Source organism: Brevundimonas sp. GCM10030266, from assembly GCF_042666595.1.
In the GTDB taxonomy this organism is placed as follows: domain Bacteria; phylum Pseudomonadota; class Alphaproteobacteria; order Caulobacterales; family Caulobacteraceae; genus Brevundimonas.
In genome coordinates, this window is sequence record NZ_JBHTCY010000005.1 from 409,096 (window position 1) to 422,387 (window position 13,292).

The 13,292-nt window shown below is 68.9% G+C and carries 13 protein-coding genes; 12 read left to right on the plus strand and 1 reads right to left on the minus strand.

The annotated features are described in order from the left end of the window. The first annotated feature begins 100 nt into the window (after positions 1-100). The 11 genes from pstC to ACFQQC_RS16990 all read left to right on the plus strand — a co-directional run bounded on the left by pstC (position 101) and on the right by ACFQQC_RS16990 (position 10,468). A complete protein-coding gene (pstC, locus tag ACFQQC_RS16940) occupies positions 101-1,531 on the plus strand; it encodes a phosphate ABC transporter permease subunit PstC (protein WP_376863710.1) in 1,431 nt (476 codons plus the stop codon). Beyond that, positions 1,524-2,840 carry a phosphate ABC transporter permease PstA gene (gene pstA, locus ACFQQC_RS16945; protein WP_376863711.1) on the plus strand — a complete coding sequence of 439 codons (1,317 nt, stop codon included), beginning with the start codon at positions 1,524-1,526 and terminating at the stop codon, positions 2,838-2,840. Before pstC ends, pstA begins: the two co-directional genes overlap by 8 nt. 5 nt (positions 2,841-2,845) lie before the next feature. Further along, positions 2,846-3,712, plus strand: coding sequence for a phosphate ABC transporter ATP-binding protein PstB (gene pstB, locus ACFQQC_RS16950; RefSeq protein WP_376863712.1), 867 nt, complete (start codon positions 2,846-2,848; stop codon positions 3,710-3,712). Next, positions 3,712-4,425, plus strand: a complete 714-nt coding sequence (gene phoU / locus ACFQQC_RS16955; RefSeq protein WP_376863713.1) for a phosphate signaling complex protein PhoU — start codon at positions 3,712-3,714, stop codon at positions 4,423-4,425. Before pstB ends, phoU begins: the two co-directional genes overlap by 1 nt. 20 nt (positions 4,426-4,445) lie before the next feature. After that, positions 4,446-5,135: a phosphate regulon transcriptional regulator PhoB gene (phoB, locus tag ACFQQC_RS16960; RefSeq protein ID WP_331045337.1), complete on the plus strand. Its 690-nt coding sequence runs from the start codon at positions 4,446-4,448 to the stop codon at positions 5,133-5,135. A 73-nt stretch (positions 5,136-5,208) separates the two neighbouring features. Next, positions 5,209-5,508, plus strand: coding sequence for a hypothetical protein (locus tag ACFQQC_RS16965; RefSeq protein ID WP_376863714.1), 300 nt, complete (start codon positions 5,209-5,211; stop codon positions 5,506-5,508). A 328-nt stretch (positions 5,509-5,836) separates the two neighbouring features. Continuing rightward, the gene (locus ACFQQC_RS16970; protein WP_376863715.1) at positions 5,837-6,064 is read left to right on the plus strand and encodes a hypothetical protein; all 228 of its coding nucleotides are present in this window, start codon (positions 5,837-5,839) and stop codon (positions 6,062-6,064) included. Positions 6,065-6,096: 32 nt separating this feature from the next. Beyond that, positions 6,097-7,938, plus strand: coding sequence for a gamma-glutamyltransferase family protein (locus ACFQQC_RS16975; RefSeq protein WP_376863716.1), 1,842 nt, complete (start codon positions 6,097-6,099; stop codon positions 7,936-7,938). An 87-nt stretch (positions 7,939-8,025) separates the two neighbouring features. Beyond that, positions 8,026-8,739: a CPBP family intramembrane glutamic endopeptidase gene (locus ACFQQC_RS16980; protein WP_376863717.1), complete on the plus strand. Its 714-nt coding sequence runs from the start codon at positions 8,026-8,028 to the stop codon at positions 8,737-8,739. A 75-nt stretch (positions 8,740-8,814) separates the two neighbouring features. Beyond that, positions 8,815-9,606, plus strand: coding sequence for a hypothetical protein (locus ACFQQC_RS16985; protein ID WP_376863718.1), 792 nt, complete (start codon positions 8,815-8,817; stop codon positions 9,604-9,606). Positions 9,607-9,625: 19 nt separating this feature from the next. Continuing rightward, on the plus strand, positions 9,626-10,468 hold the full coding sequence (locus ACFQQC_RS16990) for a hypothetical protein (RefSeq protein ID WP_376863719.1): 843 nt from the start codon (positions 9,626-9,628) through the stop codon (positions 10,466-10,468). Here ACFQQC_RS16990 and ACFQQC_RS16995 read toward each other — a convergent pair. Next, on the minus strand, positions 10,432-11,352 hold the full coding sequence (locus tag ACFQQC_RS16995) for an Hsp33 family molecular chaperone (RefSeq protein ID WP_376863720.1): 921 nt from the start codon (positions 11,350-11,352) through the stop codon (positions 10,432-10,434). The genes ACFQQC_RS16990 and ACFQQC_RS16995 overlap by 37 nt on opposite strands. Before the next feature lie 125 nt (positions 11,353-11,477). On the opposite strand from ACFQQC_RS16995, the gene ACFQQC_RS17000 reads away from it, so the two are divergent. Then, positions 11,478-12,884 carry an SDR family oxidoreductase gene (locus tag ACFQQC_RS17000; protein ID WP_376863721.1) on the plus strand — a complete coding sequence of 469 codons (1,407 nt, stop codon included), beginning with the start codon at positions 11,478-11,480 and terminating at the stop codon, positions 12,882-12,884. The last annotated feature ends 408 nt before the right edge of the window (positions 12,885-13,292 follow it).

Genomic DNA, 13,292 nt, shown 5'->3' on the forward strand with positions numbered 1-13,292 from the left:
CTGTCACGTAGACGTCTTAATCCGCTGACCATTCAAGGGCAGTTTCCGCCGCGGGGCGAACCGGGCGACCGGACTGTTCCGATTCTCCTCCCGGATCCTCATGACCTGGCTCTTTCTGCCGATCCTGATCGCCGCAGCCGTCGCCGCCTATTTCGGCGGTCGGGCGCTGGCGCACCGTCGTTCACAGGGACAGCGCGTTCACTCGCGTCCGGCCCAGCACGGGGCCTACGCCCTGATCTGGACCGCCGTTCCGGCGCTCGTCGTCCTGCTGGGCGCCGCCGTCTTCTCCGGCCCAGTCGAGCAGCAGATGATGGCTTCCGGCGCGCCCGAGGCCGTCCAGCAGCTTGAGCCGTTCCGTCGCCAGGCCTTCTATTCGGACGCCCAGGCCGTCGGCGCCGGCCGCGAGGCCATGCAGATCTGGCCCGCCCCCTACGCCGAGCTCCTGCCGCAGGAAGGCCAGCGCGCCGCCCGCATCCACAGCATGCTCGGGCTGGCCGGCGTCATCGGCGCCGCCCTCGCCGCCCTGCTGGGCGCCCTGTTCGTGTTCAGCCAGATCCGTCCGGGCATGCGCGCCCGCAACCGGGTCGAGGGCTGGATCGTCGGCGCTCTGTTCGCCTGTTCGGCGGTCGCGGTCCTGACCACCGTCGGCATCGTCGCCTCGCTGATCTACGACTCGTTCCGCTTCTTCTCGTCCGTGCCGGTCACCGAGTTCCTGTTCGGAACCCAGTGGAGCCCCCAGACCGCCATCCGCGCCGATCAGGTCGGCTCGTCGGGAGCCTTCGGCGCCCTGCCGCTGTTCGCCGGCACCTTCCTGATCATGATCATCGCCATGATCGTCGCCGCCCCGGTCGGCCTGTTCTCGGCCATCTACCTGTCGGAGTACGCGGGCCCCACCTTCCGCGCGACCGTCAAGCCGATCCTCGAAATCCTCGCCGGCGTGCCGACTGTGGTCTACGGCTTCTTCGCCGCCCTGACCGTCGGCCCCTTCATGCGGGTCTTCTTCAACACCATCGGCAGTTGGTTCGTCGGCGGTCCGCTGGACGGCCTCGGCCAGTATCTGATGCTGGTCCAGAATCAGATGGCCCTCGTCGCCGGCGGCGTCATGGGCATCATGCTGATCCCCTTCGTCAGCTCCCTGTCGGACGACATCATCAACGCCGTGCCCCAGTCGCTGCGCGACGGCTCCTACGCCATGGGCGCCACCAAGTCCGAAACGGTGAAGCGCGTGCTTCTGCCCGCCGCCCTGCCCGGCGTCGCCGGCGCCATGCTGCTGGCCATGTCGCGCGCCATCGGCGAGACCATGATCGTCACCATGGCCGCGGGCCTCGCCGCCAAGCTGACCCTCAACCCGCTCGAGACCGTGACCACCGTCACCGTCCAGATCGTCACCCTTCTGACCGGCGACCAGGAGTTCAACAGCCCCAAGACGCTGTCGGCCTTCGGTCTCGGTCTGACCCTGTTCCTCGTGACCCTGCTGCTGAACATCGTCGCCCAGCGCATCGTCCAGACCTACCGGCAGCAATATGACTGACGCAGCCGACCACGCCCCCGTTTCCCCCGCCGCTCCGAACGCCGACCCGCAGCGCGTCGATCGCCTGCGCGCGGGCCTGAAGAAGCGCTACGCCCGCGAAACCCGGTTCCGCCTGTACGGCCTGCTGGCCATCGGCGTGGCCGTCGGCTTCCTGCTGCTGCTGCTGGGCCGCATCATCGATCAGGGCCACACCGCCTTCTACAGCCACTCCGTCACCCTGCCGGTCTACATGGACCCGGCGCGGATCGACCGCGGCTATCCGCAGGGCACCAATTTCGAGCTTCTGGTCGCCGAACAGCAACTGGCCCGCATGGGTGAACAGGACGACGCCCAGGGCACGAAGGCCGCCGCCCTGCGCACCCTCTTCTCGTCCGAGCTGAAGTTCGTCGCCGCCGAGCGCGTCACGCGCCAGCCGGGCGTGGTCGGCCAGACCATCACCCTGGCCGCCCCGATGTCGGATGACGCCGACCTCTACTTCAAGGGCGAGATCTCGAAAGCGACCCCGTCCGACCAGCGCCGCCTGTCGGACCAGCAGATCGCCTGGCTGGACCGCATGAAGGCGGACGGCCACGTCTCGTCCCACTTCAACAGCGCCATCTTCACCCGCGGCGACTCGACCGAGCCCGAGCTGGCCGGCGTGCTGGGCGCCGTCATCGGCTCGGCCCTGATGCTGCTGGTCACCGCCCTGATCGCCATTCCGCTCGGCGTCGGCGCGGCCCTGTACCTTGAAGAGTTCGCCCCGAAGAACCGGATCACGGACATCATCGAGGTCAACATCAACAACCTCGCCGCCGTGCCGTCGATCATCTACGGCCTGCTGGGTCTGGCCCTGTTCATCAACTGGATGCACCTGCCCCGCGCCAGCCCTCTGGTCGGCGGCCTGGTGCTGGCCCTGATGGCCCTGCCGACCATCATCATCGCCACCCGCTCCTCGCTGAAGGCGGTGCCGCCGTCGATCCGCGAGGCCGCCCTGGCCATGGGCGCGTCCAAGACCCAGACGGTCTTCCAGCACACCCTGCCTCTGGCCATGCCCGGCGTGATGACCGGCGCCATCATCTCGATGGCCCACGCCCTGGGCGAGACCGCCCCCCTGCTGCTGATCGGCATGGTCAGCTTCGTGCCCGGCCTGCCCCACAGCGTGGTCGAGCCCGCGGGCGCCCTGCCCTCTCTCGTCTACATCTGGGAGAACGCGTCGGAACGCGCCTTCCACGAGCGGACCGCCGCTGCGATCCTGGTCCTGCTCGCCTTCATGATCGTCATGAACGCCGCCGCCATCCTGCTGCGCCGGCGCTTCGAACGCCGGTGGTAAGCCCCATGTTCTCGAAAATCTTCCGTGCCGCGGACGGCTCCGAAGGCGGCGCGCCCGCCGATGAGGCCGCCGTCATCGCCGCCCCGACCGTCACCCCCAGCGCCGGTCCCGTCGGCCCGACCAAGATCGCCGCCCGCGACGTCTCCGTCTTCTACGGCGGCAAGCAGGCCCTGTTCGACGTCTCGCTGGACATCCCGGACAAGACCGTCACGGCCCTGATCGGCCCGTCGGGCTGCGGCAAGTCGACCTTCCTGCGGACCATGAACCGCATGAACGACACGATCAGCCACGCCAAGGTCACCGGCCGGATCGACATGGACGGCGAGGACATCAACGCCAAGGCCGTTGACCCGGTGCTGCTGCGCGCCCGCGTCGGCATGGTGTTCCAGAAGCCCAACCCCTTCCCCAAATCGATCTACGAGAACGTCGCCTACGGTCCGCGCATCCACGGCCTGGCCTCGTCCAAGGCCGATCTGGACGTCATCGTCGAGGCCTCGCTGAAGCGCGCCGGCCTGTGGGATGAAGTCGCCGACCGTCTGCACGCCCCGGGCACCGGCCTGTCGGGCGGCCAGCAGCAGCGTCTGGTCATCGCCCGCGCCATCGCCGTCGAGCCGGAAGTCATCCTGATGGACGAGCCCTGCTCGGCCCTGGACCCGATCGCCACCGCCAAGATCGAGGAACTGATCGACGAACTGCGCGAACGCTACTGCATCGTCATCGTCACCCACTCGATGGCCCAGGCCGCCCGCGTCTCGCAGCGCACCGCCTTCTTCCACCTCGGCCGTCTGGTCGAGACCGGCCCGACCGAGGAAATCTTCACGAATCCCCGCGAGCGACGCACCCTCGACTACATCACGGGGCGCTTCGGCTGATGAACCAGCACACCGTCAAGGCCTATGGCGACGAACTGAACCAGCTGACCGCCGAGGTCGCCCGCATGGGTGGCTTGGCCGAGGCCCAGGTCGCCGACGCCGTCGATTCCGTGGCCCGTCGCGACGTGGCCCTGGCCAAGGCCGTCGTCGAGCGTGACGTCCGCCTGGACGCCATGCACCGGGAGATCGAGAAGAAGGCCATCCGTCTGATCGCCCTGCGCCAGCCGGTCGCCTCGGACCTGCGCAAGACCCTGTCGGCGATGAAGCTGGCGGTGGACCTGGAGCGCACCGGCGACCTGGCCAAGAACATCGCCAAGCGCGCCCTGATCCTCGCCGAGGGCGAGCCGATGCAGCCCCTCACCCGCTCCATCGAGCGGATGGGCAAGTTGGTCTCCATGCGCCTGCGCGACGTGCTCGACGCCTATGCGGTCGGCGAAGTCGATCGCGCCATCGCCGTCTGGAACACGGACGACGAGGTCGACGAGCACTACAACAGCCTGTTCCGCGAACTGCTGACCTACATGATGGGCGACCCGCGCACGATCAGCGCCTGCACCCACCTGCTGTTCATGGCCAAGAACCTGGAACGCATTGGCGACCACGCGACCAACATCGCCGAGACCATCCACTACGAAATCACCGGTCTGGAGTTCACGGGCGAACGCCCGCGCTGGAATCCCGAGACCGACGGCGACCTGCCGACCACCGCCTGATCCCTACCGGAGAGCCTGACGTGCAGCCCTATGTTCTGGTGATGGAAGACGAGGACGCGCTGGCGACGCTGCTGTCCTACAACCTCGAAAAAGAGGGCTACAAGGTCGTCGTCGCCTCGGACGGCGAGGAAGGCATGCTGCAGATCGACGAGCGCCTGCCCGATCTGGTCCTGCTGGACTGGATGCTGCCCAAGCTGTCGGGCATCGAGGTCTGCCGCCGCATCCGCGGCCGGTCCGAGACCCGCAACCTGCCGATCATCATGCTGACGGCCCGCGGCGAGGAATCGGACCGCGTGCGCGGTCTGGACACCGGCGCCGACGACTATCTGACCAAGCCCTTCTCGATGACCGAGCTGACGGCCCGCATCCGCGCCGTCCTGCGCCGCATCCGTCCGGGTCTGGCCGACGACCGCATCAACCACGGCGACATCGTCATCGACCGTGTCGCCCACCGCGTCCGCCGCGCCGGCCTGGAAATCCACCTCGGACCCACCGAATTCCGCCTGCTCGACCACTTCATGCAGCACCCGGGCCGGGTGTTCAGCCGCGAACAGCTGCTGGACGCTGTCTGGGGCTCGGACGTCTATGTCGAGGCCCGCACCGTCGACGTCCACGTCGGCCGCCTGCGCAAGGCCCTGAACGTCGAAGGCACCGTCAACCCGATCCGCACCGTCCGCTCGGCGGGGTATTCGCTGGATCTGGGGGGCTAAGTCCTCCCTCCACAACCGCTATCGTCAGCTCTCGTCACTTGACCGCCCCGCGCGAACAGCCCCTCCTGCCCGGATGTTCGGTCTCATCCTGCTCGGTCTGGCGGTCGTCGGCGGCCTTGGCGGCTGGTTCGTCGGCAACCTGAAGCGAAAACGGCGGTGGTTGGCCATCAGTTGGATCCTGCTGCCCCTCTGGCTGGCGATCCTGCTGGCGATCCCCGTCACGTTTCTGGCCGGGGGCCGTGGACTGATGGAATGGCTGATGATCATCGGCATCCTCGGTTATGCGATCGCCGCGTGGATCATCCCCGCCGCCCTTGCTTTCGCGGTCGCGAGGTACGGGGACAAGATGGCAGGCAACCTGCGTGCGCCCTGAGCGCCGCCGACGAACAACCTTCACAGCGACGCCAGACCCGGTAATGTCCGCCGCACACGTCTTGGGGTTTGCGATCCGTCGTCTCGTCATCCTTTTCGGCCTGCTCACCGCACCGGCGCTCGCCAGCTGTGTTGGCGGCACAGCATCGCCCGCTATGGATCCCGCAGATGCGCCGCCGCCGCGTCCTTGCCGACAAGCGACGGCAGCCTGCCTCAATTACCAGGCCATGTTTCAGAGGCAGCAGGCAGCCCTGTCATGGATCAGAGTTGCCAACGCGCGCGCAGATGCTGACCGAGCACTCGTCGCCGGAGACCACCGGCTTCTCGGCGTGAACGGTTATGCCTCAAGCGTGCCCGGCGTAGACTCTCGCACCATCGAGGACGCCTGCGGCGTCCGCATGATCGAGGGAACGAGCGACTACGTAGCCCACAGCGCCTTCGCGACTGCGCCCTACGCCTATGCCGAACGCTACAACGCCCGCATGCTGGCGCGGTCCGGTTGCGGAGCCCCGCCTCGCGCCGACAATCAGGCTTCACAGCCCGGACAGACCCGCTAGGCTCCCTCCCTCAGTTCAAGGGGAGTCCGCCCATGCGTCGTCGCACCTTCCTGTCGTCCCTGCCCGCCGGGGCGCTGCTGGCCGGGAGCGGGATCGCCAACGCGCAGACCCCGCCGGCCCCGGGACAGGCCCCCGCCGCCCCGCCCCAACCCGCCCGCGCGCCTGATCCCTACGCCGGCATCGTCATCGGCGACCGCATCACCGGGCCGAAATTCGTCGGCCGATCGACGGTCTGGGGCGCCAACGGCGCCGCCGCCTCGGCCCATCCGCGCGCGACCCTGATCGGCATCGACACCCTGCGGCGCGGCGGTTCGGCCATCGACGCGGCCATCGCCATCAACGCGGCGCTCGGCTTCCTCGAGCCCGTGGCCAACGGCATCGGCGGCGACGCCTTCTGCATGCTGTGGGATCCGGCCCAGCGGAAGGTCGTCGGCTTCAACGGCTCGGGCAACAGCCCCCGCGGCCTGTCGCTGGAGACGGCGCGGTCGAAGGCCCGTCCCAACGGCCACCTTCCCTCCTACGGCGCCGTCACCGTCAACGTCCCCGGCACGGTCGACGCCTGGTGGAGCGCCCACCAGCGCTACGGCAAGCTGCCGTGGAAGGACGTCCTGCTGCCGGTCGCCGAGCTCTGCGAGGAAGGCGTCCCCGTCCCGCAGGTCATCGCCTACTACCTCGAGCGCAACATGGCCTCGTTCGACCGGTCGGCGGCGCTGATCGAGGAGAACGACAACCGCAAGCGGGTCTACGCTCCCGGCGGCGCCACGCCGAAAGTCGGCCAGATGTTCGCCAATCCGGATCTCGGCCGCACCTATCGCCTGATCGCCGAGCACGGCCGCGACGCCTTCTACGAAGGCCCCATCGCCGACGCCATCGAGGCCTATTTCCGGCGCATCGGCGGCTGGCTGACCAAGGCCGACCTCGCCGCCCACCGCACCGAATGGGTCGAGCCGATCCGCACCGACTATCGCGGCGTCGAGGTCTACGGCCTCGGCCCCAACACCCAGGGCCTGTCGACCAACCAGATCCTCAACATCTGCGAACAGTTCGACCTGAAGAGCATGGGCTTCCAGTCCGCCGCCTCGATCCACCACCAGGCCGAGGCCAAGCGTCTGGCCTTCGAGGACCGCGCGAAGTGGTTCGCCGACGACCGCTTCAGCCGCACCCCCGTCGAGTGGCTGAACTCCAAGGACTACGCCCGCCAGCGCGCCGCCCTGATCCGGCCGGACCGAGTCATGGACCGCGTCTTCCCCGGCGATGCGCCGACACAGGGCGACACCACCTATTTCAGCGTCGCCGACAAGGACGGCATGATGGTCAGCTGGATCCAGTCCAACTACCGCGGCATGGGCTCGGGCCTCGTGGCGGATGACGGCGCGGGCAATACGCTGGGCTTCATGTTCCAGGACCGGGGCGAGCTGTTCGCCCTGACCGACGGCCACCCCAACGTCTACGCGCCGGGCAAGCGGCCCTTCCACACCATCATCCCCGGCTTCGCGGTCAAGGACGGCCACCCGTGGATGGCCATGGGCGTCATGGGCGGCGGCATGCAGCCGCAGGGACAGGCCCAGATCATCATCAACATGGTCGACTACGGCCTCGACCCGCAGGAGGCCGGTGACGCGCCGCGATGGCAGCACTACGGCTCGTCCGAACCCACCGGCGAGCCCGCCGAGGGCGTCGGCCGCCTGCATCTGGAATCCGGCGTGCCCGAGCTCAGCAAGCGCCAGCTGGAGGCCATGGGCTGGACCCTCGGCCCGCCCGACGGCGGCTTCGGCGGCTACCAGAACGTGGTCATGCAGCAGAACCCCGGCGGCCGCTGGACCTACGGCGCGGCGACGGAGATGCGCAAGGACGGCATCGCGCTGGCGTACTGAGCCGCCTTACCGCGATTTCATCTTCCGCCGCGCATCCACGGCGACGCTTCGTCGCCTCTCCCCCGAACAACTTTCGGAGGGCGGACGATGCCGGATGCGATCATGGCTTTGGGCGGATGGCTCGGCGCGACGGCGGCCATGGGACTGGTCGCGGCCCTGGCCCTGCGCGGCAAGGTGAAATGGGGCTGGTTCCTCGGCGCCCTTGTGCTGATGGCCGCCTATGACGCCCTGCTGACCCGCGGCTACGGCCACATTCCCCTGCAGTTCTGGCCCTCGGACCGGAACTGGGAAGGCAAGGCGCTGGCCATCGGCCTGTCCCTGACCGTCGCCCTGATGCTCGGCGCCGAACGCTGCGGCCTGACGCTGAAGCAGGACCGCAAGGGGCTGAAGGGCGCCCTGATCCTCTCCGGCGCCCTGCTCGCCCTCTTCCTCGGCCTGGCCCTCCGGTTCCCCACCCCGCCGCTGGACGCCGACGAACTGGCCTTCCAGCTGACCATGCCGGGGCTGGACGAGGAGCTCTTCTATCGCGGCGTCCTGCTGCTGATGCTGAACGAGGCCTTCGCCCGCCCCCTGCGCCTTCTCGGCGCGCCGATGGGCTGGGGCGCCCTGATCAGCTCGGTCGCCTTCGGCCTGGCCCATGCGCTGGGCTACAGCGACGGCGCCTTCACCTTCGACGCCATGACCCTGCTCCTCACCGGCGGCCCGGCCCTGCTTCTGGTCTGGGTGCGCGAGAAGACCGGCAGCCTGCTGCTCCCCGTCCTGCTGCACAATTTCGCCAACGCCGTCTTCCTGATCGTCTGACCGGCCACAGCCTCGCCATATTGACTGCCGAGCTTGGACACGCGCCGGTAAGGGGGCGCGCCAACCGGGGGTTCCATGATCTCGCTGCTCGCCGCCGCCAGCCTGCTGACGGCCCAGCCGGCCTGCGCGCCTGTCAGCGGCTCCGACGCCCTGTGGGGGGAGGAGCTGCGCTTCATCGCCGTCGGCGAGTTGCACGGCACGGCCGAAGCCCCCGCCGCCTTCGCCGATCTGGTCTGTCTGGCGCTGAAGAAGGGCCCCGTCACGGCGGTGCTGGAATACCCGGTCCAGATGCAGGCGACCTTCGACGCCTTCATGGCCGAGCCGGACGCCGACGCCGCCCGCGCCCTCCTGCTGGACTATCCGCACGGCCCGTTCCGCTATCACGACGGCCGCGGCAGCGAGGCCATGCTGGCCATGCTTCAGCGCTTCCGCGCCCTGCATCAGGCGGGCGGCGACCTGAAGCTTCTGGCCTCCGTCCCGGCCAGCCCGCGCGTCGAGGGCTTCACCCAGTCCCACGCCGAACTGGACCGCGCCCAGCTGTGGTCAGCCGCCGCCCGCGCCGCGCCCGAGCGCCGCATGATGATCTTCGTGGGCTCGGTCCACGCCGGGAAGGCCCGCCGCTTCGGCTCGAGCCTCGGCCTGCCCGCCGCCGCCCACTTCCGCCCGGAGGAGGTTCTGTCCCTCTATGTCGCCACGAACGGCGGCGAGGCGTGGAACTGCCGGGAGGAGTGCGGCCCATATGCCCTCACGCCGCTCGACCTCGGCGACCGCCGCGGCGTCGTCATCGCGCCCGAGGCGGACGGAGCCTTTGATGGCTACCTCGCCGTCGGCCCCGCCACCGCCTCCCCGCCCGTCGCCCGTCCCTGATCCCGCTGAAGGCTGAACCATGCTCGAACTGCTTGCCGCCGCCGCCCTCCTGACGGCCCAGCCCGCCCAGACGGAGTGCGCCGCCCCCGCCGGTACCGACGCCCTGCTGGCCCGTCCGGAGCACATTCTGGTCATCCCCGACTGGCACGGCTCGGTCGAAATCCCGGCCGCCTTCCTCGGCATCGTCTGCGAGGCGGCGAAGCAGGGCCCGGTGACCATCGCGCTGGAGATGCCCGAGACCGAGCGCACCCTGTTCCGCAACGCCCTGTCCGCCCCGACGGAAGACGCCGCCCGTCAGGTCCTGCTGCATGGCGACTTCGGCAATCCGCGCAACAACGACGGCCGCAACAGCGTGGCCATGCTCGATATGATGGTCGGCTTCTGGCGGCTGAAGGCGGCGGGGCATGACGTCGTCATCCACCCGTTCATGGCCGTCGAGTCGCGCATCGCGGGTCGGGATCAGGCCTGGTGGGAGCTGGAGATGGCCTATGGCATCAGCCGCGCTCTCGTCGATCGACCGCAGGCCCGAGTGCTGGTCTTCGTCGGCGATCTGCATGCGCGCAAGAAGGGCTACGCGCGCTTCCCGGACGTCGGCCTCCCCGCCGCCGGGCACCTGCACGCCTCGGACACCTTCACCCTGAACCTCGCCAATCAGGGCGGCGAGACCTGGGGCTGCGATCCGAACGGCTGCGGGCCGAACAGCCGACGCGGCCGCTATGACCCCGACGCCCGCGGCATCATCCTCGGCCCGGTCGAGGACGGGGCCTACGACGGCGTGCTGGCGGTGGGACCGACCACCGCCTCACCGCCGGCCGCGCTGCAGGATCAGCCCGCCGTCACTTCTTCCGGCTCCAGCTCATAGACCGTCGCGCAGTATTCGCAGGTGACGCGGATCTTGCCGTCGTCCTCGATCATCTCGGCCCGCTCGTCCGGTCCGAACGAGGCCAGCACGGCGCTGATCCGGTCCTTCGAACAGCGGCACTGGGCCGACAGGGCGCGCGCGTCCTCCAGCCGCACGCCGTCCTCATGGAACAGGCGGAACAGCAGGATGTCCGGCGTGATCGTCGGGTCGATCAGCTCGTCGTCGGCCAGCGTCTGGAACAGCGCCCGCGAGCGGTCCCACACGTCCTCGGTCGAGCCGCGCGCCTCGTCGCCGGCGATCAGCTGGATCAGCGCCCCGCCCGCGCGCCATTGCGAGCCGGCTTCGGTCTCCACCGAACCGACAGCCAGACGCACCTTGGTCGGGATCTGCTCCGACTGCTGGAAATAGTGTTCGGCGGCCAGCGACAGGCTCTCCCCCTCGATCGGGGTGATGCCCTGCGTCCGCTCGAAGTCCGGACCACGATCCAGCGTCATCACGAACACGCCTTCGCCCAGCAGGGTCTTGGCCCCCGGACGCGCGAAGCCCTGCGACGCCGCCGCGACCTCATCCGGATCGAACCGGCAATAGCCGCGCAGATGCCCGTCGGTGCCGTAGTCGGCCACGACATAGCGTACCGGGCCATTGCCCTGCGCCTGCACGATCAGACGGCCCTCGAACTTCAGGCTCGACCCGATCAGGGCCGCCAGCGCGCAGGCCTCGCCCAGCAGGGCCGCGACCGGCTCGGGATACGAATGCGCCGACAGGATGGAATCGATCGTCTCGCCCAGACGCACCAGACGGCCGCGCACGGGCCAGCCCTCGATCTGGAAGGCGGCGGCCAGATCGTCAGAAGGCGTGGAATGGGTATGCGCGTGATCGGTCACGGCGGTCCTCGGTCTCAAGAAATACGAAGGCGGCTAGATAGGGGGCCGAAGGGGCGATGATAAGGCCCCCTCGCCCGCCCGGCGTCTGGCGGTATAGTCTCGCGTGAACCTCAACCGGTGATTTCATGTCCAGAGCCCATCTGAAACCGCTGAACAAACAGACCATCGTCATCACCGGGGCGACCTCGGGAATCGGTCTGGCCGTCGCGCGGCGGGCGGCGAAGGCCGGGGCCTGCGTCTTCCTGATCGCCCGTGGGGAAAAGGATCTGGCCGCCCTGTGCGAGGAGCTTCAGGCCACCGGCGCCCGTGTCGCCTGGTCCGTCGCCGATGTCGCCGACGCCGACGCCCTGGCCGAGGCCGCCGACAAATGCCGCCGCCTGTTCGGGGGCTTCGACACCTGGATCAACAATGCCGGCGTCTCGATCTTCGGACCGATCCGCGAGACCACGCTGGAGGACCAGCGCCGCCTGTTCGAGACCAACTACTGGGGCGTGGTGAACGGCTCCATCCTCGCCGCCGAGCGTCTGCGCGAGCGGCCGTGGGGCGGGGCCATCATCAATGTCGGCTCCATCCTGTCCGACGCCCCGATGCCGGTTCAGGGCGTCTATTCGGCCTCCAAGCACGCTGTGAAGGGCTTCACCAACGCCCTGCGCATGGAGCTGATCCGGGATGACGCCCCCGTCAGCCTGTCTCTGGTCAAGCCTGCGGCGCTCGACACGCCCTACAACAAGCACGCCCGCAACCTGACCGGCTACGCCGTCCAGAACCCCCAGCCGGTCTATTCGACCCGCGTGGCGGCGGACACCATCCTGTATTGCGCCACCCACCCGATCCGGGAAATCACCGTCGGCGGCGGCGGTCGCCTGATCGCCAGCCTCTACAATGCCCTGCCCGGCGTGGCGGAACCTCTTCTGGCCAGGTTCGCTCCTTCTCTGATGCGGGACAGGGGTTCCGCCCATGAGCTGTACGACGACGGGCTGTACGATCCGTCCGAAGACGGCCTCGCTGAAGAGGTTCACTATCCGATGGTTCGCCAGTTCTCCGCCCTCGCCGAAGTTCGCAAACATCCCGGCATCACCGCAGGCGTGGTCGCGATCCTCGCCGGGGTCGGCCTCGCCACCCTGCTGCTGAACCAGCGCACCGGCCCGACCCGTTACGAGGCCCTGCGCGGCCGCCTGAACCCGCGCGGCTGGGTCGATACGGACGGTCTGCGCGGTCGCTTCGAGGATTTCGCGGAAACCGTCCGTCACGGCCTCAGCGAGGCGGGCGAGCGCGCCCACGACTTCACCGACGACGCCCGCGACCGCGGCGGCCGCTGGTGGAACAAGACGCAAAAATCCTCGCGCAAGGCCTTGAAAAAGCACGGCAAGGCGGCTCGTCGCTACGCCGAGGACGCCGGGGACTATGCGAAGACCCACGCCAAGGAAGGCGCCGGCCTGGTCGCCCTGGCGACCCTCGCCGCCGCCATCGGCGCCGCCGCCCTCGACGCCCGCCGCCCCGACAGCCGCCTGCGCAACATCGGCCGGTTCTAGGGCGCGCCGCGAGCCTCACCCCTCCACCATGCTTCGCCTCCGGCTTGCATGGTCCCCTCCCCAGCTTCGCTGGAGAGGTGAGCGCTAGAATTCACCTCTCCACGCAGTGGGGAGGTGGCTCGGCGGCGCAGCCGACGAGACGGAGGGGTCGGGTTGGAGAGGTGAGCGAAGCCCACACGTCCAATTCTGACGCATCCGCCTGCTAGACTGCTCGCCGGTCGTTCCTCACGGAGCGGCCGGCGTTTTCGTTGGCGGCGATAGACGGGGTAGACGGCATAGACGGCATAGACGGCATAGACGGTGTATTTCGACCGTCTCCGCAAAGTGGACGATCTGCACCAATTGCACTGTTTGCACCCTGTTTTTCGCCAACCGCCCGACTGTCCGTTGCTGCAACTGCGAAGGTGA

What these genes read in the sequence shown, in the direction of transcription:
- pstC (WP_376863710.1), top strand. Translation starts at nt 101, where the DNA reads ATGACCTGGCTCTTTCTGCCGATCCTGATCGCCGCAGCCGTCGCCGCC.
- pstA (WP_376863711.1), top strand. Translation starts at nt 1,524, where the DNA reads ATGACTGACGCAGCCGACCACGCCCCCGTTTCCCCCGCCGCTCCGAAC.
- pstB (WP_376863712.1), top strand. Translation starts at nt 2,846, where the DNA reads ATGTTCTCGAAAATCTTCCGTGCCGCGGACGGCTCCGAAGGCGGCGCG.
- phoU (WP_376863713.1), top strand. Translation starts at nt 3,712, where the DNA reads ATGAACCAGCACACCGTCAAGGCCTATGGCGACGAACTGAACCAGCTG.
- ACFQQC_RS16965 (WP_376863714.1), top strand. Translation starts at nt 5,209, where the DNA reads ATGTTCGGTCTCATCCTGCTCGGTCTGGCGGTCGTCGGCGGCCTTGGC.
- ACFQQC_RS16975 (WP_376863716.1), top strand. Translation starts at nt 6,097, where the DNA reads ATGCGTCGTCGCACCTTCCTGTCGTCCCTGCCCGCCGGGGCGCTGCTG.
- ACFQQC_RS16980 (WP_376863717.1), top strand. Translation starts at nt 8,026, where the DNA reads ATGCCGGATGCGATCATGGCTTTGGGCGGATGGCTCGGCGCGACGGCG.
- ACFQQC_RS16985 (WP_376863718.1), top strand. Translation starts at nt 8,815, where the DNA reads ATGATCTCGCTGCTCGCCGCCGCCAGCCTGCTGACGGCCCAGCCGGCC.
- ACFQQC_RS16990 (WP_376863719.1), top strand. Translation starts at nt 9,626, where the DNA reads ATGCTCGAACTGCTTGCCGCCGCCGCCCTCCTGACGGCCCAGCCCGCC.
- ACFQQC_RS17000 (WP_376863721.1), top strand. Translation starts at nt 11,478, where the DNA reads ATGTCCAGAGCCCATCTGAAACCGCTGAACAAACAGACCATCGTCATC.